Annotated in this window: 24 protein-coding genes; 15 read left to right on the top strand and 9 right to left on the bottom strand. The window is 31.1% G+C overall.

What is annotated here, in order from left to right; translation table 11 throughout:
- Positions 1-17: 17 nt before the first annotated feature.
- The 6 genes from ABXT39_RS01720 to ABXT39_RS01695 are packed head-to-tail and all read left to right on the top strand — an operon-like array spanning position 18 to position 5,226.
- Complete coding sequence (locus ABXT39_RS01720) at positions 18-1,358, top strand: NAD(P)-binding domain-containing protein (RefSeq protein ID WP_415295546.1); 1,341 nt, start codon at positions 18-20, stop codon at positions 1,356-1,358.
- A gap of 20 nt (positions 1,359-1,378) precedes the next feature.
- The gene (locus ABXT39_RS01715; RefSeq protein ID WP_415295545.1) at positions 1,379-1,759 is read left to right on the top strand and encodes a cupin domain-containing protein; all 381 of its coding nucleotides are present in this window, start codon (positions 1,379-1,381) and stop codon (positions 1,757-1,759) included.
- 49 nt (positions 1,760-1,808) lie between these two features.
- Entirely contained in the window at positions 1,809-2,750 is a 942-nt protein-coding gene (locus ABXT39_RS01710) for an NAD(P)-dependent oxidoreductase (protein WP_415295543.1), read from the top strand.
- A 21-nt stretch (positions 2,751-2,771) separates the two neighbouring features.
- The gene (locus ABXT39_RS01705; RefSeq protein WP_415295541.1) at positions 2,772-4,202 is read left to right on the top strand and encodes an aldehyde dehydrogenase family protein; all 1,431 of its coding nucleotides are present in this window, start codon (positions 2,772-2,774) and stop codon (positions 4,200-4,202) included.
- Positions 4,203-4,205: 3 nt separating this feature from the next.
- Positions 4,206-4,583, top strand: coding sequence for a VOC family protein (locus ABXT39_RS01700; protein WP_415295539.1), 378 nt, complete (start codon positions 4,206-4,208; stop codon positions 4,581-4,583).
- A 1-nt stretch (position 4,584) separates the two neighbouring features.
- The gene (locus ABXT39_RS01695; RefSeq protein WP_415295538.1) at positions 4,585-5,226 is read left to right on the top strand and encodes a glycerophosphodiester phosphodiesterase family protein; all 642 of its coding nucleotides are present in this window, start codon (positions 4,585-4,587) and stop codon (positions 5,224-5,226) included.
- 2 nt (positions 5,227-5,228) lie between these two features.
- Here ABXT39_RS01695 and ABXT39_RS01690 read toward each other — a convergent pair whose 3' ends face one another.
- Positions 5,229-6,353, bottom strand: coding sequence for a TauD/TfdA family dioxygenase (locus tag ABXT39_RS01690; RefSeq protein ID WP_415295536.1), 1,125 nt, complete (start codon positions 6,351-6,353; stop codon positions 5,229-5,231).
- A 130-nt stretch (positions 6,354-6,483) separates the two neighbouring features.
- On the opposite strand from ABXT39_RS01690, the gene ABXT39_RS01685 reads away from it, so the two are divergent.
- From ABXT39_RS01685 to ABXT39_RS01670, 4 genes are all read left to right on the top strand, one after another.
- Positions 6,484-7,503: a glycine betaine ABC transporter substrate-binding protein gene (locus ABXT39_RS01685; protein ID WP_415295534.1), complete on the top strand. Its 1,020-nt coding sequence runs from the start codon at positions 6,484-6,486 to the stop codon at positions 7,501-7,503.
- A gap of 67 nt (positions 7,504-7,570) precedes the next feature.
- A complete protein-coding gene (locus ABXT39_RS01680; protein ID WP_415295532.1) occupies positions 7,571-8,590 on the top strand; it encodes an ABC transporter permease in 1,020 nt (339 codons plus the stop codon).
- Positions 8,590-9,615 carry a quaternary amine ABC transporter ATP-binding protein gene (locus ABXT39_RS01675; protein ID WP_415295530.1) on the top strand — a complete coding sequence of 342 codons (1,026 nt, stop codon included), beginning with the start codon at positions 8,590-8,592 and terminating at the stop codon, positions 9,613-9,615. The genes ABXT39_RS01680 and ABXT39_RS01675 overlap by 1 nt, the downstream gene beginning before the upstream one ends.
- Before the next feature lie 3 nt (positions 9,616-9,618).
- Complete coding sequence (locus tag ABXT39_RS01670) at positions 9,619-10,407, top strand: SDR family oxidoreductase (protein WP_415295528.1); 789 nt, start codon at positions 9,619-9,621, stop codon at positions 10,405-10,407.
- A gap of 1 nt (position 10,408) precedes the next feature.
- Here ABXT39_RS01670 and ABXT39_RS01665 read toward each other — a convergent pair whose 3' ends face one another.
- Together ABXT39_RS01665 and ABXT39_RS01660 are read right to left on the bottom strand one after the other, a co-directional pair.
- Positions 10,409-11,353 (bottom strand): 3-hydroxyacyl-CoA dehydrogenase NAD-binding domain-containing protein, encoded by a 945-nt coding sequence (locus ABXT39_RS01665; RefSeq protein WP_415295527.1) that lies wholly within the window; start codon positions 11,351-11,353, stop codon positions 10,409-10,411.
- Positions 11,354-11,358: 5 nt separating this feature from the next.
- A complete protein-coding gene (locus ABXT39_RS01660; RefSeq protein WP_415295916.1) occupies positions 11,359-12,246 on the bottom strand; it encodes a 3-keto-5-aminohexanoate cleavage protein in 888 nt (295 codons plus the stop codon).
- Positions 12,247-12,281: 35 nt separating this feature from the next.
- On the opposite strand from ABXT39_RS01660, the gene ABXT39_RS01655 reads away from it, so the two are divergent.
- Both ABXT39_RS01655 and ABXT39_RS01650 read left to right on the top strand, forming a co-directional pair.
- Positions 12,282-13,010 (top strand): class II aldolase/adducin family protein, encoded by a 729-nt coding sequence (locus tag ABXT39_RS01655; RefSeq protein WP_415295525.1) that lies wholly within the window; start codon positions 12,282-12,284, stop codon positions 13,008-13,010.
- A gap of 2 nt (positions 13,011-13,012) precedes the next feature.
- Complete coding sequence (locus ABXT39_RS01650; RefSeq protein ID WP_415295523.1) at positions 13,013-13,489, top strand: thioesterase family protein; 477 nt, start codon at positions 13,013-13,015, stop codon at positions 13,487-13,489.
- On the opposite strand, the gene ABXT39_RS01645 is transcribed toward ABXT39_RS01650, so the two are convergent.
- Entirely contained in the window at positions 13,486-13,830 is a 345-nt protein-coding gene (locus ABXT39_RS01645) for a DMT family transporter (RefSeq protein ID WP_415295521.1), read from the bottom strand. The genes ABXT39_RS01650 and ABXT39_RS01645 overlap by 4 nt on opposite strands.
- Before the next feature lie 51 nt (positions 13,831-13,881).
- Here ABXT39_RS01645 and ABXT39_RS01640 point away from each other — a divergent pair, with 51 nt between their 5' ends.
- From ABXT39_RS01640 to ABXT39_RS01630, 3 genes are read left to right on the top strand one after another with little or no spacing between them, the layout of a single operon-like run.
- Complete coding sequence (locus ABXT39_RS01640; protein WP_415295519.1) at positions 13,882-14,715, top strand: TauD/TfdA dioxygenase family protein; 834 nt, start codon at positions 13,882-13,884, stop codon at positions 14,713-14,715.
- A gap of 35 nt (positions 14,716-14,750) precedes the next feature.
- Positions 14,751-16,334 carry a choline dehydrogenase gene (locus ABXT39_RS01635; protein ID WP_415295517.1) on the top strand — a complete coding sequence of 528 codons (1,584 nt, stop codon included), beginning with the start codon at positions 14,751-14,753 and terminating at the stop codon, positions 16,332-16,334.
- Positions 16,331-17,281 (top strand): DMT family transporter, encoded by a 951-nt coding sequence (locus ABXT39_RS01630; protein ID WP_415295516.1) that lies wholly within the window; start codon positions 16,331-16,333, stop codon positions 17,279-17,281. The genes ABXT39_RS01635 and ABXT39_RS01630 overlap by 4 nt, the downstream gene beginning before the upstream one ends.
- Positions 17,282-17,295: 14 nt before the next feature.
- Here ABXT39_RS01630 and ABXT39_RS01625 read toward each other — a convergent pair whose 3' ends face one another.
- From ABXT39_RS01625 to ABXT39_RS01605, 5 genes are all read right to left on the bottom strand, one after another.
- Positions 17,296-19,449, bottom strand: coding sequence for an ABC transporter permease (locus ABXT39_RS01625; protein WP_415295514.1), 2,154 nt, complete (start codon positions 19,447-19,449; stop codon positions 17,296-17,298).
- 3 nt (positions 19,450-19,452) lie between these two features.
- Entirely contained in the window at positions 19,453-20,484 is a 1,032-nt protein-coding gene (locus tag ABXT39_RS01620; protein ID WP_415295512.1) for a quaternary amine ABC transporter ATP-binding protein, read from the bottom strand.
- 73 nt (positions 20,485-20,557) lie between these two features.
- Positions 20,558-21,109 carry a hypothetical protein gene (locus tag ABXT39_RS01615; RefSeq protein WP_415295510.1) on the bottom strand — a complete coding sequence of 184 codons (552 nt, stop codon included), beginning with the start codon at positions 21,107-21,109 and terminating at the stop codon, positions 20,558-20,560.
- A 6-nt stretch (positions 21,110-21,115) separates the two neighbouring features.
- Entirely contained in the window at positions 21,116-21,490 is a 375-nt protein-coding gene (locus tag ABXT39_RS01610; RefSeq protein ID WP_415290030.1) for a hypothetical protein, read from the bottom strand.
- Positions 21,491-21,500: 10 nt separating this feature from the next.
- Positions 21,501-21,944 (bottom strand): hypothetical protein, encoded by a 444-nt coding sequence (locus ABXT39_RS01605; protein WP_415295508.1) that lies wholly within the window; start codon positions 21,942-21,944, stop codon positions 21,501-21,503.
- Positions 21,945-22,021 lie beyond the last annotated feature (77 nt).

Genomic DNA, 22,021 nt, shown 5'->3' with positions numbered 1-22,021 from the left:
TAGGGAGAGGTGATTTTATGACAAAAGTAGCAATTATTGGTGCTGGACCTTGTGGTTTATCCGCTTTGAGATCTTTTGAACAAGCTGAAAAAAAAGGTGAAAAAATACCTGAAATAGTTTGTTTTGATAAACAAGAAGATTGGGGAGGCTTATGGAATTACAGTTGGAGAACAGGTTCTGACCAATACGGCGACCCTGTACCTAATAGTATGTATAGATATCTTTGGTCTAATGGTCCTAAAGAATGTCTAGAATTTGCAGATTATTCATTTGATGAACACTTTGGGAAACCAATTCCATCTTTTCCACCTAGAGAAGTTTTATACGATTATATCTTAGGTAGAGCTAAAAAAGGAAATTTAAAATCTAAAATAAAATTTAACACCTCTGTTACTAATGTTTCTTATGAAGGTAATAGCTTTGAAGTTACTTATCGTGATAAAAAAAATGATAAAATTTCAAAAGATATTTTTGATTATGTAATCGTATCTACTGGTCATTTTTCAGTTCCATTCATCCCAGAATATCCTGGAATGAAAGCATTTCCTGGAAGAATAATGCACTCTCATGATTTTAGAGATGCAGAAGAATTTCGAGGTAAGAATGTTGTTGTTTTAGGAAGTAGTTATTCTGCTGAAGATGTAGCTCTTCAGTGTCATAAATATGGGGCAAAAAGTGTGATCATAGCTTACAGGCATAATCCAATGGGATTTAAATGGCCCAATGGAATGAAAGAAGTTTTTCACTTAGATAGACTTGAGGGTAATAAGGCAATATTTAAAGACGGTCATGTACAGGAAACAGATGCTATAATTTTATGTACAGGATATCTTCATCACTTTCCTTTTATAACTGAGGATCTTAAATTAAAAACAGGCAACCGATTATATCCACCAAAATTATATAAAGGTGTGGTTTGGCAAAATAATCACAAATTAATATATTTGGGTATGCAAGATCAATTTCATACTTTTAATATGTTTGATTGTCAGGCTTGGTTTGCAAGAGATGTTATAATGGGAAAAATTAAAGTTCCAAATGATTCAGAAATTGAAAAAGACATTAATAAATGGGTATCTCTTGAAGAAAAGTTAGAAAATGCAGATCAAATGATCGATTTCCAAACTGAGTATACTAAAGAACTTCATGATTTATCTGATTATCCTAAAATTGATTTTGAATTAATTAGAAAAACTTTTAAAGAATGGGAACATCATAAAGTAGAAAATATAATGACTTATAGAAATAAGTCATTTGCTTCACCTGTGACTGGTTCAATTGGTCCAAAACATCACACAGAATGGGAAGTTGCAATGGACGATTCTTTAAAAACATTTTTAGATCAGCCTAAAAAATAAGCCATAAGTTGTAATTGTGTATGATATTTGTAAAAAACCTTAAAACCGTCTCTGACCAAGAGTGGTCAACAACCGAGAAATATCCAGGTGTTAGGTGGAAATTTTTAATTGATGCAGATTTTATGGGAAGTTCTGGGCTTTCACTTGGTTTTGCAGAGATTACTCCAGGGGGTAACTTAACACTCCACTATCATTCACCTGCAGAAATATATGTAGTTACTAATGGCACAGGAATATTGAATAAATCTGGTGAACTTGAAGAGATTAAGAAAGGTGATGTAGTTTATATTGCAGGAAATGCTGAGCATGCTTTAAAAAATACTGGAAAAGAAACCTTGGAATTTTATTGGATTTTTCCAACAGATCGTTTTTCTGAAGTTGAGTATATTTCAACAAGCTAAAATCTTAAGTATATTAGCTAAAAGTAATTAATTAAAATATGGGATTATAATGAAGATTGGCTTTATAGGACTTGGAAATGTAGGTGGTAAACTTGCCCATAGTTTATTAAGAAACAAATTTGAATTAACTGTTAGAGATCTAGATGAAAACCTTACAAAAGATTTTAAAAATAAAGGTGCAAAAATTGCAAATTCCCCTAAAGAGTTAGCACAACAAGTTGATTTAATAATAACATGTCTCCCCTCTCCAGAAATTTGTGCTGAAGTGATGGAAGCAAAAGATGGAGTCATAAATGGACTTACTAAAAATAAAATTTGGCTTGAAATGAGCACTACCGATGAGTCTGAAATAAAAAGATTGGGTAAGTTTGTTAGAGAAAAAGGAGCAATACCACTTGATGGCCCAGTTAGTGGAGGCTGTCATAGAGCAGCTACAGGAAATATTGCTATATTTGTTGGCGGTGAAAGAAATGCTTTTGAAAAGATATTATCTGCATTAACTATGATGGGTAGCAAAATTTTACATACTGGAGAACTTGGTTCAGCAACTGTTTTAAAAGTAATTACAAATTATTTAGCCTCTACTCATTTAGTTGCTCTTGGCGAAGCTTGGACTGTTGCTAAGAAATCTAATTTAGATTTATCAAAAGTTTATAAAGGTATAGCTGTTTCCTCTGGAAATTCATTTGTTCATGAAACTGAAAGCCAAGTAATTTTAAATGGCTCATATAATATTAATTTCACAATGGATCTTGTTCTTAAGGATACTGGTCTGTTTAATAATTTAGCTAAAAAGTTAAATGTACCTTTAGAAATTTCTCCCTTAATTGTTAAAATATTTGAAGATGGTCAAAAAAAATATGGCTCAAGAGCTTGGTCTTCAATGATTGTTAAGAGAATGGAAGATTTAAACAATGTAGATTTTAGAGCAGATGGGTTTCCAGATGAGTTAATTGATAATGAACAAGAAAAAAAGGGATATGAAATATAGTTATCATGCTAAAGTGTTATTATGTTAGATAAGAGAAAATTTTATATCAATGGTCGATGGGTTGAGCCAAAAAAACCAAATGACTTTAATGTAATCAATCCATGTAACGAAGATCCATGTGCAATCATTTCTTTAGGTTCAAAAGAAGATACGAATGCTGCAATTAAATCTGCAAAAAATGCTTTTGAAACATGGAAAGAAACTACCAAAGAAGACCGCTTAGACTATCTAGAAAAATTACTCTCTGTTTATAAAAAAAGGTCTAGAGAAATGGCTGAAGCTATATCGTTAGAAATGGGTGCTCCTATGGATTGGGCAACAGAAGTACAAACTGCCTCTGGTCGATCACATTTAGAAGATTTTATTCTAAGACTTAAAAATTTTAAATTTGACGAACACTTTAATGAAAAATCCAATAACCATATTTCTTATGAACCAATTGGTGTTTGTGGACTGATTACTCCTTGGAATTGGCCTATTAACCAAATTGCTTTAAAAGTTGTTCCTGCATTAGCAACTGGGTGCACAATGATTTTAAAACCCTCAGAAATTGCTCCTATTTCAGGAATGTTATTTGCTGAGATGATTGATGAGGTTGGCTTTCCAAAAGGTGTCTTTAATTTAGTTAATGGTGATGGGGCTGGAGTTGGGACACATTTATCTGGTCATCCCGATGTTGATATGATTTCATTTACCGGATCAACAAGAGCTGGAAGATTAATTTCTAAAAATGCCGCTGAAACAATCAAAAGAGTCTGTCTAGAGTTAGGAGGCAAAGGTGGAAACATTGTGTTTGCTGACTCTTACCCTAATGCAGTTAGAGATGGAATTAGGAATGTTATGAGTAATTCTGGGCAATCATGTGATGCGCCAACAAGAATGTTGGTTGAAAAATCTATCTATCAAAGAGCTATTAAAGAAGCTGCAGAAGAAGCAAATCTAATAAAAGTAGATGAAGCCTCAAAAAAAGGAGATCATATTGGCCCTGTAGTTTCAAAAACTCAATATGATAAAATCATTAATCTAATTAAAAGTGGTATTGAAGAAGGCGCTACATTAGCAGCAGGTGGCCCCGACCTACCAAACAATTTAAATAAAGGTTACTTTATTAAGCCAACAATTTTTACAAATGTTACCAATGATATGGGAATAGCAAAAAAAGAAATTTTTGGCCCTGTTCTATCCATCATTCCTTTTGAGACAGAAGAAGAGGCAATAGAAATTACTAATAATACTGAATATGGTTTAGGAAATTATTTACAAACTGAAGATAAAGAAAAAGCTCATAGAGTTGCAAAAAAACTTAAATCAGGCTGCGTGTATATAAATGGTAATGCTGCAGATCCAGGAACCCCCTTTGGTGGATTTAGACAATCAGGAAATGGGCGTGAAGGTGGGGTTTGGGGTTTAGAAGAATACTTAGAAGTTAAAACTGTGACTGGTTGGAAATAACTTATGATTGGATTTGTAATGGTTGGGACTAATGACCTTGATAAAGCAATTAAGTTTTATGACCATTTGCTTCAAGTAATAGATTTAAAAAGAATAGTGACCAATAAAAAATACGCAGGGTATTCATCAAAAAAAGAATCTGGATATATTGAGTTTTATGTAACTAATCCTGTTAATGAAGAAAAAGCAACTTATGGAAACGGTACACAAATATCATTCGTAGTAGATTCAAAAGAAACTGTTGATAATTTTTATAACCTTGGAATTAAGTTAGGCGGAAAAGATGAGGGAACTCCAGGGATAAGATCGGATGATTATTATTGTTACATTAGAGATCTTGATAGAAATAAAATCTGTGTATTTACTAAACTGAACAATTAATATGCACTTAATACATAGGGGAATTGTAAATAAAAACTACAAAGAAAATCTTTTAAAATCATTTAAACATTCATTTGAAAAAGGCTATGGGATTGAAACAGATATACATGCAACAAAAGATTGTGAATTTATTTGTTTTCATGATTTTACTTTAAAAAGAACTTTTAAAAAAAATCTAAGCATAAAAAATCTTAATTATTCTCAGATTAATGCAATTAGCAGTAAGTATAACAAACCAATTCCACTCTTAAAAGACTTGTTGAAATGCTCAAAAAATAGGTACCCCCTACACATTGAAATCAAACCAATCTTTTCAAAATCTCTTCTAAAAAAGCTCTTAAAAGAAACATCAAAATTTACAAAAAGTGTATTCATTTCCTTTAAGCATGAAAATATTTATAATCTTCTAAAAATTAAAAAAAATACCAAAGTAGGATTATCTTTTTCACCACCAACAAGTATTAAAAAAATAATTAAAAAATCAAACAATAAAAATATTAATTTTTTAATATTAGATAAATCTTATTTAAAAAGTAGAAATATCCAGAATTTAAAAATTGAAAAATATTATTATACGATTAAAACAAAATTAGAATTTAACAAATATAATAAAAACAATAATTTAATATTTGAAAATTTATAAGATTATTTTTTTAAAAAGTTTAACCTTCCCAAAATTTCATCTCTGTCCATATAGTATCCTTGTAAATGACGATGACCAGAATTTGGATCAAAAGCTGTTCTTCCATGAAGGGCTCTTCTATTATTAAATGAAAAAATATCACCTGATTCTAATCTAAACTTAATTTGAAATTTATCATCGTGTAAAAGATTTCCAAATCTACGATGTGCTTCGTATACCTTGTCCATAATATCAGGGTGGCAGTCTAACGTATCCATTGTAGCTACACTAAATCTTATATCATTATAGTCTCCGTCCTTAGTTAGTGAAATCGCAGGAGCATGGAAGTTTCTAACCGTTTCTTGCGTATAATCTTTATCTCTAAATTTAAGAGGTACACTTACAAGGGTGTTAAAAATTTCTTTTTCGTTCTTTTTTAAATAGTCTGCCACTGCAAATCCATCTACACATGAAGAATTTCCTCCTTCTGCAGAATTAACCAAACAGTGAAGAAACTGGTAACCAGGGGGTGTCTCGAACCAAGGTAGGTCCATATGATTTCTTAAGGCATGTGCCGTATATGCTGAGTTATTTGGTTTTGGAACATTAATAACTTCAAACGGTGTATTAAAAAAAGTCTGCCTTGTATGGCTTATTCTGTTTAAAACTGGAAATGCAGACTCTTTTCCAATTGGTGTATTTTTAACAATTGCTATTCCCTTGTAATGTAAAAGCTCAAGCCATTTTAGTAAACCCTGTTCACTATTTAAAATTTTATCGTGATCAATGGTTACAGATTCTAAATTGTTTTCTAAAGAGTTATCCCATAATTGATAGGGAGAATTATATTTTTCTTTGTTTTTTATCGTATAACAATTTTCTCTAAGCCATTTTGGATCGTAGTAACTTATATGATTTCCCTCACTCCATTTTACTACTAATTTTCCCTCTTCATTTACTTTTGATTCTTCAGCAATTAAATTTTTTGAAACTTCAAGAATGTTAAACATTCTATGATTGGTATCTTTATCGTGTGCTGTAGGACAATTATCTCTCAGCCAAAAATAGTTAAAGCTGCTCTCCTCTCCATCGCTCCATTTAATAAGTAGATTTTTTTTATTTTTTTCTACTTTTGAAATACTTGTCATATCCCTATGATTATTTAGTTTTACCTACTTTTCAATGCAATTTATAGTTGTAAATTAAATTGTTACTTGAATTTCAAAGTCATACCTTATTAACTGTCCTCAATAAAACTTAACTATAGGGAGAGAAAATATGAAGTTTTTAAAAAGATTGGTTCTTTCGGCCTTCTTTATATCGACATTATCATTAGTAGGTACTAGTGCGAATGCTGCTTGTAAAGCGAGATTGGGAGATTTTGATTGGAGTAGTGCTAATATTCATACAGCAATTACTTCTTTCATTCTTGAAAAAGGATACGGATGTAATGTTACGGTAACAAAAGGAAGTACAACACCTATTATGGCTGCCCACTACGATGGTCAACTAGATGTAATCACTGAGGTTTGGTATGACAATATTATAGCAAACTATGAGCCACATGTTGAGGCTGGTACTATTAAAAATATTGGAGTTAATACGCCAGATTCACAACAAGCTTTCTACGTGGACAAAACTACAGCCGATAAATACAATTTAAAATCTGTTGAAGATATGAAAGATCCTAAAATAGCTGCACTATTTAAAGATCCTGAAAACCCTTCAAAAGGTAGAATGACTAGCTGTATTTCAGGTTGGACTTGTTACACTGTAAACTTGGTTAAACAAAAGGAGTATGGTTTAGATGAACTTTATACAAATTTTGATCCAGGTTCTGGAGGAGCGTTAGATGCTGCTATTGCAGGTGCTTTTGCTAAAAAGAAACCTATTTTTACATACTATTGGGCCCCTACTGGCTTAATGGGTAAAGTTGATCTAGTTAGATTAACTGAACCTAAGTGGAGCAAAAAATGTTGGGATGATATGTCTGTAGTTGTTGAAAAAATCAAAGCAGAAGGACCAGAGGCATATACTAAATCTTGTGCTAGTGAATACAGAGATATGGCGTTAACTAAATCTGTATTGACTAAATGGGCTGCCGCTCATCCTGCAGAAACTAAGTTCTTATCGCAGTACTCAATTCCTACTGCTACTGTTAATAGAATGTTAGCCTACTATGAAGATGAGTCAGATGGTGACATGGATTTAACAGCTAGAGAATACTTAAAATCAGAGTCAGCTTGGACTTCATGGGTTCCTGCTGATGTTGCTAAAAAAGTAAAAGCAGCACTTTAATTTTACGTAACAAATAATTTGAAAGAGCCCTACGGGGCTCTTTCTTCACAAAAAAAGAAATAATCATATGTTTAAAAATAAAAAAAATTTATTTAACTTAAGTCTATTGGGAATTTTTATATGGTTATTAATTTCAAGTTATAATTCATCGAAAAGAAAACCTGAAACTGTAGGTGAATTATTTAAAGATTTTTCATGGTTAAGTGATTGGCCAAAATGGTTAGATTTACCATTAATGCCATTAATTAATAAATGGTTCAAAGCACTTAATGAAAATTATGGTTTTATCTTTGAGGCAATAAATAATGTTTTACTTGCAATGTTAATGGGACTGAAAAACTTTTTAGTTCAAGCTCCATGGCCTTTAGTAATTATTGGTGTTGTAATACTTGCTTATTATGCAAGTGGTAAAAAAATCAAAACTACTGTTGCAGTAGGTTTTTGTACATTTTTTATTGGATTTTTACATCCTCGTTTCTGGGATAAGGCAATTGAAACTACTTCAATTATGTTAATTAGTATATTTTTATGTCTCATTATTGGTGTTCCAATAGGAATTTGGATGTCTAGAGCTAACAGGGTAAGAGAGAAAATTCTTCCTATACTAGATTTAATGCAAACAATTCCGGCATTTGTGTATTTAATTCCAGGGATAATGTTATTTGGTCTTGGTGCTGTTCCAGCAATCATTGCAACTTTTATTTATGCTGTACCTCCATTAGTTAGATTAACTGATCTAGGTATTAGGTTGGTTGATACAGAGGTTACAGAAGCAGCAGACGCCTTTGGAGCTAGCAAAAAACAGAAATTATGGGGAGTGCAAATTCCACTTGCACTACCTAATATTATGCAGGGAGTTAACCAATGTACAATGATGGCATTATCGATGGTTGTTATCGCATCAATGATTGGAACAAGAGGTTTGGGTGATGAAGTTCTTCTAGGTCTTCAACAATTAAATGTTGGTAGAGCTGCAGAAGCAGGAATAGCAATTGTATTATTGGCAATTGTACTGGATAGAATTACTCAATCTTATGGCGAAACACTTCAAGAAAGAAATTCTCCCACCAAGGAAATAAAAAAATAATGTCAAAAATAGAAATTAAAAATATCTATAAAATTTTTGGCAATAAACCACAATCTATAATGCCCATGGTTAAAAATGGTGGAACAAAAGATGATATTCTAGAACAAACTGGACATACGGTAGGATTAGATAATGTTTCTTTAAATATAGAAGAAGGTGAAACTTTTGTTTGTATGGGTTTATCTGGTTCAGGAAAATCTACATTAATAAGACATATAAATAGACTAATTGATCCGACAGAGGGTGAAATTCACATTGATGGTACCAATATTATGAATTGTAATCCAGAGGAGTTAATTGATTGGAGAAGAAATCGTATTAGTATGGTTTTTCAAAGATTTGGTTTATTTCCACACAAAACTGTCATGCAAAATGTTGGCTATGGTTTGGAGATGCAAGGTAAATCAGAAGAAGATAGAGACAAAATTGCTATGGAAAAAATTGATGACGTTGGTCTTAATGGTTTTGAAAACCAATTTCCAAATCAATTATCTGGTGGAATGCAACAACGTGTTGGCTTAGCAAGAGCTTTAGCAACAAATTCTGATATTATGTTAATGGATGAAGCCTTTAGTGCATTAGACCCTTTAATTAGAAGTGATATGCAAAAACAATTAATAGATCTTCAATCAGAGTTAAAAAAAACAATAATTTTTATTACCCATGATTTAGATGAGTCATTAAGATTGGGTGATCATATTGGAATACTAAATGCTGGAAAACTAGTTCAAGTTGGAACACCTATAGATATAATAATGAAACCTGCAGATGATTATGTAAAAGCTTTTGTTAAAGACGTTAATAGAGCAAGGGTAATTAAAGCAAAAGTTATTATGAAAAATGTAAATGAGATTAATGGAATTGATAAATCAAATTTAATCAAAGTCCAAGAAGATCAATTCATTGAAGAATTTTTACCCCAAATAGTATGCACAAGTGCTAACTGTGAGGTTGTTGATAAAAGTGGAAATGTTAAGGGATATATAACCAATAAAGAACTTCAAGAATCTTTAACAAAAACATAATTAATGATTAACCAATCATTAAAAAATAAAAAGATTATTATATCAGCTGGTGCTTCTGGGATTGGTTGGGCAACTACAAAAATTTGTCTTGCTAGAGGTGCTTATGTTTATCTTTGTGATATAGACAGTAAGTCTCTAAGTAAATTGAACAAACATCCTTTAAAAAATAAAAAATTATTTGCTTATCTTTGTGATGCTTCAAATGAATATCAAGTCTCCGATTTTTTCGAAAAAGTTAAAAAAAAAACTAAGAAAATTGATGCTTTAATTAATAACGTAGGTATTGCTGGACCCACAGGTTCTCTTGAAAAATTAAAATCAAAAGATTGGGAAAATACTTTGCATGTAGATGTTAATAGCCATTTTTATTTTACTAAAAAATCTATACCTCTAATTAAAAAATCTAAGAACGGATCAATAATTAATATTTCATCGACAGCCGGAATACTAGGCTTTCCACTTCGTTCTCCTTACGCTGCAAGCAAATGGGCAATAATTGGTGTCACAAAAACATTGGCCATGGAGCTTGGAAAATTTAATATTAGGGTTAATGCTGTTTGTCCAGGAACTATTAAGGGCGATAGAATGAAAAGAGTAATAAGAGATAAATCAAAATTTACTAAAATTTCAACAAAAGTAATTGAAAAAGATTTTGTTTCGATGAGCTCAATGAAACAATGGATCTTAGAAGAAGATATTGGAAAAATGTGCTCATTTTTAATTTCAGACGATTCTAGCAAAGTTTCAGGACAAGTAATCTCTGTAGATGGTCACACAGAAAGAAATGATTAATTTATCTTAATTTTTTTTCGTATTTCTTTCTCATTAATAATAAATCTAATAAATATTCATCTCTGATATTTGAAATTTTTGCTACTGACTTTCCTTTTGCTTGCTTTTTAGTTCCATCTACTAATCTTTTAATTAATTTTTTTGATAAATTTGGGGCTTTTAATTTTGTCCAAGGTAATTTTAAAGCTGGTCCGAACTGCTCCAACATATGTTTCATTCCTGATTTTCCACCTGCTAAATGAAAGGTTAAAAAGGTACCTATTAATGACCACCTTAAACCAGGTCCATCCTCTATTGCTCTATCTAAATCCTCTGTTGTTGCATAGCCTTCATTAATGATATGGAGACCCTCTCTCCATAAAGCTTCCTGCAACCTATCAGCCAAATATCCTGGTAACTCTTTTTTTACAGCAATAGGATTCATTGAAATAGATTTATAAAAATCATTAGCTTTTTTTAAAATTGATTTAGATGTTTTTTTTCCCGGTACAATTTCAACAGCAGGTAACATGTAGACTGGATTAAATGGATGACCAATAATTCCTCTATTAGGATTTTTGCATTTTGAAAAAATAACAGAAGGTAACAATCCTGATGAACTTGAGGATATAATAGCATTGGGTTTGGAATATTTTCCTATGTCTGACATTAACTTTGTTTTTAATTTATAGTTTTCTGATACACATTCTTGAATAAAATCCACATCTTTTAATGTTTCTAATAATGATGTTTTAAAACTTAAGTTTTTTAAATTAATTAATTTTTTTTTATAAAGTTTTTTTACAAATGGAAGGGATCTTTTAATTTCTTTAATTAATATTGCTTTTTGTTTAAAATTTAAATCAAATGCTGAAACTTTTTTGTTGTGCGCCAACATTCTAATAATCCAGCCAGTACCAATAACTCCAGTACCAATTACTGCAATTTTATTTATCTTACTCAACATGAATTTTATTTATGCTTAATAAGTTTTAGTTTTTCTCTTGTTTCTGCTGGTGTCATAATAGAAGAACCAAGATCATCCACAATTCTAATAGCTTTTTCAACTAATTGCGCATTAGTTGCTAATTTACCTCTAGATAAATATAAATTATCTTCAAGTCCAACTCTTGGATTGCCTCCCAACAAAACAGTCTGAGCAACAAAAGGCATTTCATTCCGTGAAATTGCAAACCCCGACCAGATACCTTCTTTAGGCATTATATCTAACATGGCTTGCATTGCTAAAGTAGTTGCAGGCGCCCCCCATGGTATTCCCAAGCACATTTGAAACATTGGTGGATCACTTAATAATCCTTCTTTGTAAAGTTGTGCACCAAACCACATATTTCCTAAATCAAATGCTTCAATTTCTGGCTTAACACCAATTTCTTTTAATCGTTTTGCAGCTTTTCTTAAATCATTTGGTGTGTTTACTGTGATTGTAGAGCTGTCACCGAAGTTTAAAGTTCCAGCATCTAATGTGCAGATTTCTGGTAGGAATTGTTCAGCATTAGCAATACGCTCCATTACATTTGTCATATCTGTCATTGGACCAAAGTCTAATGGATTATTTCCTTGTCCAATATCAAGGTCGCCGCCCATGCCTGTCGTTAAATTTAAAATAACATCCGTATCACTTGATCGAACAAGATCAACTACCTCTTTATATAATTCTAATCTTCTACTTGGTTTACCATCGTCTTCCCTGACGTGAATGTGTGCAATTGCTGCTCCTGCTTTAGCAGCTTCTATTGCTGCAGTCGCTATTTGTTTTGGTGTCTTTGGTAAATCAGGATGTTTATTAGCCGTGTCACCAGAACCTGTTACTGCGCAAGACACAAAAACTTTATTGTTCATCATTTATAATTAAAATATAGTTTAATTTAATAAAAATGGAAATAACAGATTTACAAAAAGATTTAGCTGCAACCTTCAGATGGACAGCTAGACTAAATATGCACGAAGGCGTTGCAAATCATTTTAGTGTCTGTTTACCAGGCTCATCTACTGATTTTTTTGTAAACAAAGCTGGAATACATTTTAGTCAAATAAAAGCTAGTGATTTAATTTTGGTTACAAAAGAAAATATAGAAAAATTAAAAAAAAAACCAGAAATTGTAGATCCAACTGCAATCAATATTCATGGAGCAATTCATAAAAAAGTGGCTCATGCTAAATGTATTTTTCATGTTCATTCTAAATATGCTACAATTTTATCAACCCTTACAGATCCCACTTTAAAACCTATAGATCAAAATACTATGATGTTTTATAATAGAGTTTCTGTCTTTAATGAATTTGGTGGCTTGGGTTTTGAAGAGGAGTCAGAAAAAATGGCAAGTGCCTTAGGAAACAAGCAGCATATGCTGCTAGCTAACCATGGGATAATAATCACAGGTGAAACTATTGCAGAGGGTTTCAATGCCTTATATTATTTTGAAAAAGCTGCAGAAACTTATTTAACAGCATTGTCAACTAACAGGGAGTTGAATGTAGTTAATCATGAAATTGCAGAAAAAACAGCTCAAGAAACTGCAAATTATCCAATTGATTTAGCGGGGATGCATCTTAATCAAATAAAATTGATTTTAGATAAAGAAGAACCAGAATATAAGAATTAAATATGTCTATATTGTTAAATACACAGAAGATTATTAAAGATTGGACTGATTATAATAATCATATGAATGTCGCCTATTATGTTTTAATTTTTGATCTTTACGGTGCTGAAACTTTAATGACAAAATTTAATATGGGAGAACATTCAGCAAAAACAACAAAAAAAAGTACCATGGTTGTTGAATCTCATATCACTTATGATCAAGAAGTTAATGAGGGTGACGAAGTGAATATAAATTTAACCTATTTTGATCATGACAAAAAAAGACTTCAGTATAAATTTGAAATGATCCATAAAGAAAAAGAGTATTTAGCATCATCAATAGAATTCTTATCTCTATATGTTGATTTAAATAAAAGAAAAGTTGCTGAATTTGAGGATAAAAAAATTAAAATAATGAATGAATTTATTAAAAAAAATAAAATTAATTTTAATAATATAGGTTTAAAATTCTCAACTAAATTAAAAAAAATAAACTAATTATCAATATTTGTATTATTCATCACATTAATAATTACAACTCCAACTACAACTAAAGCTAGTCCAAAAATAGTTGCTAAATTTGGAACTTGCTTATATTTAATAATTCCAATCAGAGTTAAAGCTACTATCCCAACTCCTGACCATGTAGCATAGGTAATACCCACTGGTAAAACCTTCATTACATGAGACATTAAATACATACAGCCACTGATAGCAACGACTGATATTAAGGATGGAATCCACCTGGTAAAACCTTCGGTTGCTTTTAATGATCCTGTTGCAGCAATTTCTAGAAAAATAGAAACTATTAATAGCATATAAGCCTGAGTTAAAGTCATAGGAACCTTATATATTTTGACAAAATAAATTTCCAGAAATATATTCTTTTAATGGAAATCAAACTTTTATCAGGAGCCCTTGGGGCTGAAATAACAGGTATAGACCTTAAAGATTCAACAAAAGAAAATTATGAAAAAATAAATAACCTGCTTTTAGAGCACAAAGTAATTTTTTTTAGAAATCAAGATATCACCCACAATGAACAAATTGCATTAGCTCAAAATTGGGGTCCATTGGAAAACCATGCTTATGTGAAGGGATTAAACAATTATCCTGAAATAGTAAGAATTGTAAAGACTAAAGAAGAAAAAAATCAATGGGGAGAGAATTGGCACACTGATGTTAGTTACAACGTTAAACCAACTAAAGCAGTAATTTTAAAATCAATAAAGATCCCTCCTGTAGGAGGAGACACTTGTTTTTCTAATATGGAACTAGCATGGGAAACTCTCGATGAAAAAATTAAAAAAAAGATAAAAGATAAAAAAGCTATTCATAGCTCTCTTGGAGCAGAATTTTTTATAGACAATTATAAAGGTATGTCAGGTCATGAAAAAAGAAATTATAATGAGTATTCGAATGAACATCCAATAGTGAGAACTCATCCAGAAACAGGAAAGAAAATACTGTATGTAAATTGGACTTATACAAAACAAATAATTGGTTTGGATAAAATAGAAAGTGACGAAATATTAAAAAAGATATTTGAGCATCAGGCAAGATTAGATCTAACTTGTAGATTTAATTGGACAGAAAATGCAGTTGCGATATGGGATAACAGAAGTGTTATTCATTATGCGATAGCAGACTTTTATCCTGGTAGAGGTTTGGGTTATGAAAGAATAATGGATAGAATAGCTATTGAGGGTGATCAACCTCATTAATTCTGATTTATTAAGAATCTATTAGGGAAAACTATATGAAATATGATTATATTATTATTGGTGGTGGATCAGCAGGATGTGTTCTTGCAAATCGTTTAACTAAAAATGGAAAATACAAAGTAGCTTTATTCGAAGCTGGAAAACCAAGTGATATTTGGAAAGTAAAAATGCCACTTGCTATTCTTTATACAATGCATGATTCAAAATATAATTGGAAATATTATTCTGAACCAGAGCCTCATTTAAATAACAGAAAACTATTTTGTCCTAGGGGAAAAATGATTGGTGGATGTTCTGCTCATAATGGTATGGTTTATGTACGAGGTAATCCTAATGATTATGAAAGATGGGCTTCATTTGGACTTAAAGATTGGTCTTACGAAAAAGTTCTTCCTTATTTCAAGAAAATTGAAACTTGGTCTGAAGGAGAAAATAGATATCGTGGTGGGAATGGCTTGCTGCCTGTTAATCAATCTAAAAATAAAAACCCATTATTCAAAGCATTTGTAGATTCTGCAACTGAGGCTGGTTATGAAATGAACCCAGATATGAACGGTAAAAATCAAGAAGGTTTTGGTATGTATGATGTGACAATTGATAAAGGAGAAAGAGCAAGTGTCTCTAAACATTATTTAAATCCAGCTAAAAATAGAAAGAATTTAACAATTTTCACGGACTCTTTCGTAGAGAAGATCATCTTTGATGGAAAAAAAGCCATTGGTATTAAGGTTAAGATTAAGAATAAAGTTGAAAATATTTTTGTTAATAAAGAGGTAATATTAAGTGGAGGCTCAATTAACTCTCCTCAATTACTCTTACTATCTGGCATTGGAGCAGCTGAGCATTTAAAAGAAAAGGGAATTGAAGTTATTCACAACCTAAGTGGTGTTGGAAAAAACCTACAAGATCATCTTGAAACTTATATCCAGCAAGAATGTAAAACATCTGACACACTGTATTCATATGTTAATAAATTCAATATGCTTAGAATAGGAATTCAATGGTTTTTAAATAAAACTGGACCCTGCTCAACGTCCTTCCTAGAAGCAGGTGGTTTTGCTAAATCCTCTCCTGAAAGAGACTATCCAAATATCCAATTTCATTTTTTTCCAGCTTTTGTAATTGATCATGGCTTAGTTGAGCCTGATAGACATGGATTTCAATTACATGCCAGCCCTAATCATCCAAAAAGTAGAGGTTCAGTTACATTGGACACTTCAAACCCTTATGATTATCCAAAAATTTTATTTAATTATCTTGAACATAAAGATGATCTCAAACAAACAGTGGAGGCTATTAAAATAGCTAGAAAAATTCTTGGACAAAGTTCAATGAAACCATTTGCTGGTAAAGAAATTGGTCCTGGATCAGATATTCAAACTCATGAATTATATGAAGAATATGTCAGATCTAAAGCAGAGACTGCTTACCACCCTTCTTGTACCCTTAAAATGGGAATTGATGATATGGCAGTTGTAGATCAAAAACTTAAAGTACATGGAATTGAAAATTTAAGAGTAGTTGATGCTTCGGTAATGCCAGAAATTACCAGTGGAAACTTAAATGCACCAACATTAATGATAGCTGAAAGAGCATCTGATTTTATTCTTAATTCATGACGCCAGTACAAAATAATCCAAGAGGCATTCTATTTATTCTTCTTGGTATGATACTATTCTCCATTCAAGATGCTTTGATAAAATTTATTTATCAAGATGCAGCATTATATGAATTATATTTTGGAAGAACATTTGTTGCACTAATTTTATTAGTTGGGTATCTCAAGCTTTCTAAACAAGAAATTATTTTAAAAACACACTACCCTTTTTTAACAATCTTAAGAGTTATATGTTTCTTTTTTGGATTTAGTTTTTTCTATATCTCTCTTACATATATGTCTCTTGCTATGGCCAATGCGTTATTTTTCTCTAGTCCTTTTTTTGTTTCAATTTTGGCTACAATATTTTTAAAAGAAAAAGTTGGTATTAGAAGATGGTCAGCAATTTTTATTGGGTTTATAGGGGTATATTTGGTTTTAAATCCAGATTTTACAAATTTTGATTATATGAAATTAGCCCCTGTTGCTTGTGCGTTATGCTACTCAATATCAATGACAATCACAAAAATCACTTCTGATAAAGATAATGTTTATACACAAATGTTACATTTATATTTTGGTGCTGTTCTAATAAGTATATTATTTTTTATTTTTATAGGTGAGGGACAATTTAACAACTTTAGTGATCCAGCACTGCAATTTATTTTTAGAGAATGGTTTACAAACCCATCTTATGCCTGGCCATTTATAATAGTTATGGGGTGTATTGGGGCTTTTGCATTTTATTTTATACTTAATGCTTACAGTATTGCGTCTCCATCTGTTGTCTCGCTTTATGAATATTCTTTAATAATTTGGTCAATACTAACAGGGTATATATTATTTAATAATATTCCAACAACAAGAACATTTGTTGGTGTTTCAATAATCATAAGTGCTGGAATATATATTTACTTTAGAGAAAAGGTAAAAGATCAAATGATTGTTACAGATACTCCAAATAGATAATGAAAAAATATTAACTAGTCTATACCAAGGTGCTTTTTTCTTTTATTTACCCAGGTTCGAATTAAATGGTCAAATACCAATCCTATGAAAGCAACACAAAGACCTAGTGTTAATCCTATACCTGCACCTTTTTTATCAGATATAGCTTTTAAAATATATTGTCCCAAATCCTCAGTTCCAATAAATGCTCCAATAATTACCATAAATAAAGCAAATACAATTGTTTGATTTAAACCAAGCATCATGTGAGGAAGTGCTAAAGGGAATTCAATTTTCAACAACCTTTGTACCTTCGTTACACCTGACATTGAAGCTGCATCATGTAAAGAAGATGGAACACTTCTTAATCCTTCAATCGTATATCTTGTGGCAGGTATAGTTGCATAAACAACTACTGCAATTAATACTGATGTGTCTGTAACTCCAAAAAGCATCATAACTGGAATTAAGTATACAAATGAAGGGAATGTTTGAAAAATATCACAAACTCCCAACATAAAATTTGTGGTATGTTTATTCTGAAAACATAAAGTACCAACGGTAAAACCAATTATACAAGATAAGATAACTCCAAAAGTTGCCATATAAGTTGTAACTAAAGCTCTGTCCCACCATGGACTTAAAGCTATAAATAATGTTAACCCCCCTACTGTTAAAGCTGAACGTATCCCTCCAATTATATAACCAGCTCCCATAACTAGAACAAATGTTGCAACAATAGGCATACGCAAATAAGCAGCTCGCATTGGCTGCAGTACATCTACTATTAACCATGTATTAAAAATTTTTAAAGTTTGAAAAAAAGTATCCCAAATCCAATCAACCCCTTTATTCCAAAAATCTGCAGTTGATATTCCTTTGTTGTGAGGAATTTCATATAAATAATTAAAACCTTCTTTAAAGTAAAAAGATCCAACATAAGCAAATATAATTCCAATCAATATTGCACCAGAAAAAAATAATAAATTTTTATAACGTTCAAAGAAAGTTAGGTTGCCAAAATAATCTGTTTGTTTATTTGCCCAAGCTAAAGATAATTTATCTAGTAATATCGCAATTAAACTAATGCATAAACCTGCTTCTAACGCTAATCCGATGTTTAGCTGATTTAAGGCTAACAATAAATTAAATCCTAAACCTTTGGCGCCTATAAAAGCTGAAATTACTGCCATAGAAAAACACACCATAATAACTTGATTCACTCCAATCAAAATATCTCTTCTTGCAGTTGGGATTAGTACTTTAAACATAAGCTGTAAATTATTACATCCACTCATTCGGCCAGCTTCAATAACCTCAGGTGATACTCCTCTGAGACCTAACAAAGTTAGTAGTATCATTGGTGGAACAGCTACAACCATGGTTATAATTACTCCAGCATGATCACCAACACCAAAAAGAACAATTGCAGGAACCAATACAGCGTATTGAGGCATAGTCTGCATAACTAAAAGTATTGGATATAAAGCTTTTTCAACACGTTTACTTTTGAATGCTGCAATCCCTAAGCCCAAACCAAAAATAAAGGATAGTGGTGCTGCAACCAATATAAAAGAAAGTGTTTGCATCGAAGGTTTCCATTGACCAAAGATAGAAATATAAATCATGACTATAGCAGCGAATAAAGCTAAACCCTTGCCACTTAATTTATACCCAAGTATTGCTGCACCCGCTGCAACAATTGTCCAAGGTAACCCTGGCAATTCTGCCCATGAATTTTCACTTATCCAATCCCAACTTGTAAAGGCAACAATAGTTTCAACGCCACCTAATAAAATCTCTCTAATTAATTCAATAAGAAATGTTATAAATGAAGTTAAATTTCTTGTTATTTGTAAAACTAAAGGGCGAGTTTTAAATTCTTGAGTATCTTCATTCCAAAATTCCATTGGCATCCAATCATTCATTAAGAAAAATAATAAATCATTTATCCAAATAGGTAGCCATCCAAGTAAAGGAGGTAATCTCCAAAAAACATCAAATGCATAATACCTTACTTCTGCGCCAAAGAGTGTGTAAGTGCTTTGATTTGGATCTTTAATGAATTCTGCTTGGCCTCTAATAAATTTATAAGTTTCTGGAACATCAATTGCAAAATATAAGGTAAAAAAAGCAATTAACAAAAATAACCATTGAAATATTTTTGGATATTTTTTTAATAATTCCATATTCTAATCATTTTTTTTTTTCCCACCAAAAACTGTGTGTATTATTTTTGATGGATGAACAGTGCCAACAATTTGATTGTTTTCATCAATTACAGATACGGACTTTTCTTGAGTTAATATTTTTTCAGCTACATTTTCAATTATTTCATTTCTTAAAACTTTTAAATCACTTAAATTTTCATTATTTGGTTTTTCCATTACATCTTCTATTTTTAAAACCTTCTCTCTAGGAACTTCTTCAGTGAATTTTTTTACGTATTCTGTTGCTGGATTTAACACAATGTTAGCTGGGGTATCTAGTTGTTCAATTATACCATCTTTCATTATTGCAATACGGTCAGCAAGTTTTAAAGCTTCATCAAAATCATGTGTGATAAACATAATTGTTTTTTGTAATTTTTCTTGAAGTCTCAAAAATTCATCTTGCATCTCTTTTCTAATTAATGGATCTAATGCAGAAAATGGTTCATCTAAAAACCAAATATCAGGTTCAACAGCCAATGATCGAGCAATACCTACTCTTTGCTGTTGTCCACCAGAGAGTTCTCTTGGAAAATAATTTTCTCTACCATCAAGACCAACAAGCTTTACCATTTCCATTGCTTTATTGATGCTATCTTTAGTTTTAATGCCTTTGATTTGAAGTGGGAAAGCAATATTTTCCACAACTGTTTTATGAGGAAGCAAAGCAAAACTTTGAAATACCATTCCCATTTTATTTCTTCTAAGTTCAATCAGTTCTTTGTTATTTAATGAGAGTAAGTCTTGACCTTCTATAAAAATCTTTCCAGCAGTTGCATCTGTTAATCTAGAAATGCATCTTAACAAAGTTGATTTCCCTGAGCCTGATAAACCCATCACAACTAACATTTCACCTTTTGAAACCTCAAAAGAGGCATTATTCACACCCACTATACATCCGTTTTCTTGAAATGTTTTAGCATCTACATTTCCATTTGCATCTTGAAGCATCTTTTTGGCATTTGTTCCAAAAATTTTGTAAACAGATTCACATTTGATTACTGTATCGGTCATAATGTTTTAATAAGTTATACGAAATAAAAATAAAAAACACTTTTTATATTATTTATACTTATCGTTTTTCTCCTTAAAAATTTTTAATAAAATAAACTCTTGTATCAATTCCAGTACTTAAAAAATTTAAAACCTCTCCTTTAACAGTAATTTTTTCATCTACCCCAACATTATTTCCACTAACTGTAAAACCTGCAAAGCATTTATTATTTTCCTTATTCCATTTAACAAACGTTTCATCAATTTTATTTCCATTAATAGTATAAATATGATGTGCTCTAAAATTCAAAAAATTGGCACCCATAATTGCGCGCTGAGGAATAATCTTTGTTGCGTTACAGACTTTTTCATATTGCTCTAAAGACAACTTATAATGATCAGTTCCATCATAAAATACTAAAATTCCTGATGGCAAACTTGAAATCAGTTCATTTTGCTTTCTTGTCTCCGCAATTCTTTCTTCTTCTTTTTTCATTTTAGCAATTAGTTCTTCACCCTCACCAAAAATATTATTTAAGATAGCAAAGGAAAAAATTACAATAATTATTAAAATGATAAGGCCTCCAAATTGTCTAACTGGCTCTGATATCTTCTTTAATTTATTTGAATATATATTTTGTAACATTTTTATCTATTCTTGAAATTTGCCATTTTTCCAAATTCCTTTTTTTTCTTTTCCATCAGACCATGTAAATGTTCCCTCTCCATTCATAAACCCATTGGCCCATTCCCCATTATAAGTTGCACCGTTTGGAAAGGTCAAAATACCCTTTCCACTCCACACACTATTTTTAAACTCACCTTTATAAATATATCCATTAGGCCAAGTCTCAACTCCTTGTCCTTGTTTTTGTGTGCCAATCCAATTCCCTTCGTATGTTGTTTTGTCAGTGTAAGTCCATTTACCAAAGCCATCTTTACAGTTTCCTTCGCAACCTGTCTTTCGAGCTGATACTGATGTTGCAACTAAAAAACTTAAAGCTATATAAAATAAATATTTTTTCATTTTTTTAAATTTAGCTACATAAGTAAAAAGAAATATTTTTTTCAAGATTATCACTTTTTATACCTATTGTAATTTCGTGAACTAATTCACCTGATTTTCTGTTAATTATACCTGATTCTGAGTAATTTTTTCTTTCATCAAAAGCTTTGAATAAAACTATGTCTTTATTTACAACTTTTACTTCAAATTTTGCAGTTTGTGAAAGGAACAATGATAACCCATTAATCAAAAGTTTTTCTGGTCTCTTTGCATCGATTTCAAATTTATCTAAATTTTGATTATCTAAATCTTTTGCTAAAAAAGTTTTATAATTATGTTCTGAGTTCTTGAGTATTTTCTTTTCTAATTCACATACAAAACCAATTTTAATATCCTCTTGTATGTCTATATTTTTTGCAAAAGAAGAATTAAAAACTAATAGACTGATAGATATATATAAAAAAAACTTTATCATTTAATTAAAAAGTCCGTAATTTGAATTTGTGCGAAAGCACATTCTTTAAAAAAAATCCCCCCCAACAATGTTGGGAG

This window comes from Candidatus Pelagibacter sp. Uisw_113 (assembly GCF_047717815.1).
GTDB lineage: Bacteria > Pseudomonadota > Alphaproteobacteria > Pelagibacterales > Pelagibacteraceae > Pelagibacter.
Note: the sequence above shows the minus strand (reverse complement) of the source record. Positions and strands in the feature narration are given on the sequence as shown.

Bases quoted from the DNA above. Each gene is read 5' to 3' on its own strand.
- ABXT39_RS01720 (WP_415295546.1), top strand. From the start codon at position 18: ATGACAAAAGTAGCAATTATTGGTGCTGGACCTTGTGGTTTATCCGCT.
- ABXT39_RS01715 (WP_415295545.1), top strand. From the start codon at position 1,379: ATGATATTTGTAAAAAACCTTAAAACCGTCTCTGACCAAGAGTGGTCA.
- ABXT39_RS01710 (WP_415295543.1), top strand. From the start codon at position 1,809: ATGAAGATTGGCTTTATAGGACTTGGAAATGTAGGTGGTAAACTTGCC.
- ABXT39_RS01705 (WP_415295541.1), top strand. From the start codon at position 2,772: ATGTTAGATAAGAGAAAATTTTATATCAATGGTCGATGGGTTGAGCCA.
- ABXT39_RS01700 (WP_415295539.1), top strand. From the start codon at position 4,206: ATGATTGGATTTGTAATGGTTGGGACTAATGACCTTGATAAAGCAATT.
- ABXT39_RS01695 (WP_415295538.1), top strand. From the start codon at position 4,585: ATGCACTTAATACATAGGGGAATTGTAAATAAAAACTACAAAGAAAAT.
- ABXT39_RS01690 (WP_415295536.1), bottom strand. From the start codon at position 6,353: ATGACAAGTATTTCAAAAGTAGAAAAAAATAAAAAAAATCTACTTATT.
- ABXT39_RS01685 (WP_415295534.1), top strand. From the start codon at position 6,484: ATGAAGTTTTTAAAAAGATTGGTTCTTTCGGCCTTCTTTATATCGACA.
- ABXT39_RS01680 (WP_415295532.1), top strand. From the start codon at position 7,571: ATGTTTAAAAATAAAAAAAATTTATTTAACTTAAGTCTATTGGGAATT.
- ABXT39_RS01675 (WP_415295530.1), top strand. From the start codon at position 8,590: ATGTCAAAAATAGAAATTAAAAATATCTATAAAATTTTTGGCAATAAA.
- ABXT39_RS01670 (WP_415295528.1), top strand. From the start codon at position 9,619: ATGATTAACCAATCATTAAAAAATAAAAAGATTATTATATCAGCTGGT.
- ABXT39_RS01665 (WP_415295527.1), bottom strand. From the start codon at position 11,353: ATGTTGAGTAAGATAAATAAAATTGCAGTAATTGGTACTGGAGTTATT.
- ABXT39_RS01660 (WP_415295916.1), bottom strand. From the start codon at position 12,246: ATGAACAATAAAGTTTTTGTGTCTTGCGCAGTAACAGGTTCTGGTGAC.
- ABXT39_RS01655 (WP_415295525.1), top strand. From the start codon at position 12,282: ATGGAAATAACAGATTTACAAAAAGATTTAGCTGCAACCTTCAGATGG.
- ABXT39_RS01650 (WP_415295523.1), top strand. From the start codon at position 13,013: ATGTCTATATTGTTAAATACACAGAAGATTATTAAAGATTGGACTGAT.
- ABXT39_RS01645 (WP_415295521.1), bottom strand. From the start codon at position 13,830: ATGACTTTAACTCAGGCTTATATGCTATTAATAGTTTCTATTTTTCTA.
- ABXT39_RS01640 (WP_415295519.1), top strand. From the start codon at position 13,882: ATGGAAATCAAACTTTTATCAGGAGCCCTTGGGGCTGAAATAACAGGT.
- ABXT39_RS01635 (WP_415295517.1), top strand. From the start codon at position 14,751: ATGAAATATGATTATATTATTATTGGTGGTGGATCAGCAGGATGTGTT.
- ABXT39_RS01630 (WP_415295516.1), top strand. From the start codon at position 16,331: ATGACGCCAGTACAAAATAATCCAAGAGGCATTCTATTTATTCTTCTT.
- ABXT39_RS01625 (WP_415295514.1), bottom strand. From the start codon at position 19,449: ATGGAATTATTAAAAAAATATCCAAAAATATTTCAATGGTTATTTTTG.
- ABXT39_RS01620 (WP_415295512.1), bottom strand. From the start codon at position 20,484: ATGACCGATACAGTAATCAAATGTGAATCTGTTTACAAAATTTTTGGA.
- ABXT39_RS01615 (WP_415295510.1), bottom strand. From the start codon at position 21,109: ATGTTACAAAATATATATTCAAATAAATTAAAGAAGATATCAGAGCCA.
- ABXT39_RS01610 (WP_415290030.1), bottom strand. From the start codon at position 21,490: ATGAAAAAATATTTATTTTATATAGCTTTAAGTTTTTTAGTTGCAACA.
- ABXT39_RS01605 (WP_415295508.1), bottom strand. From the start codon at position 21,944: ATGATAAAGTTTTTTTTATATATATCTATCAGTCTATTAGTTTTTAAT.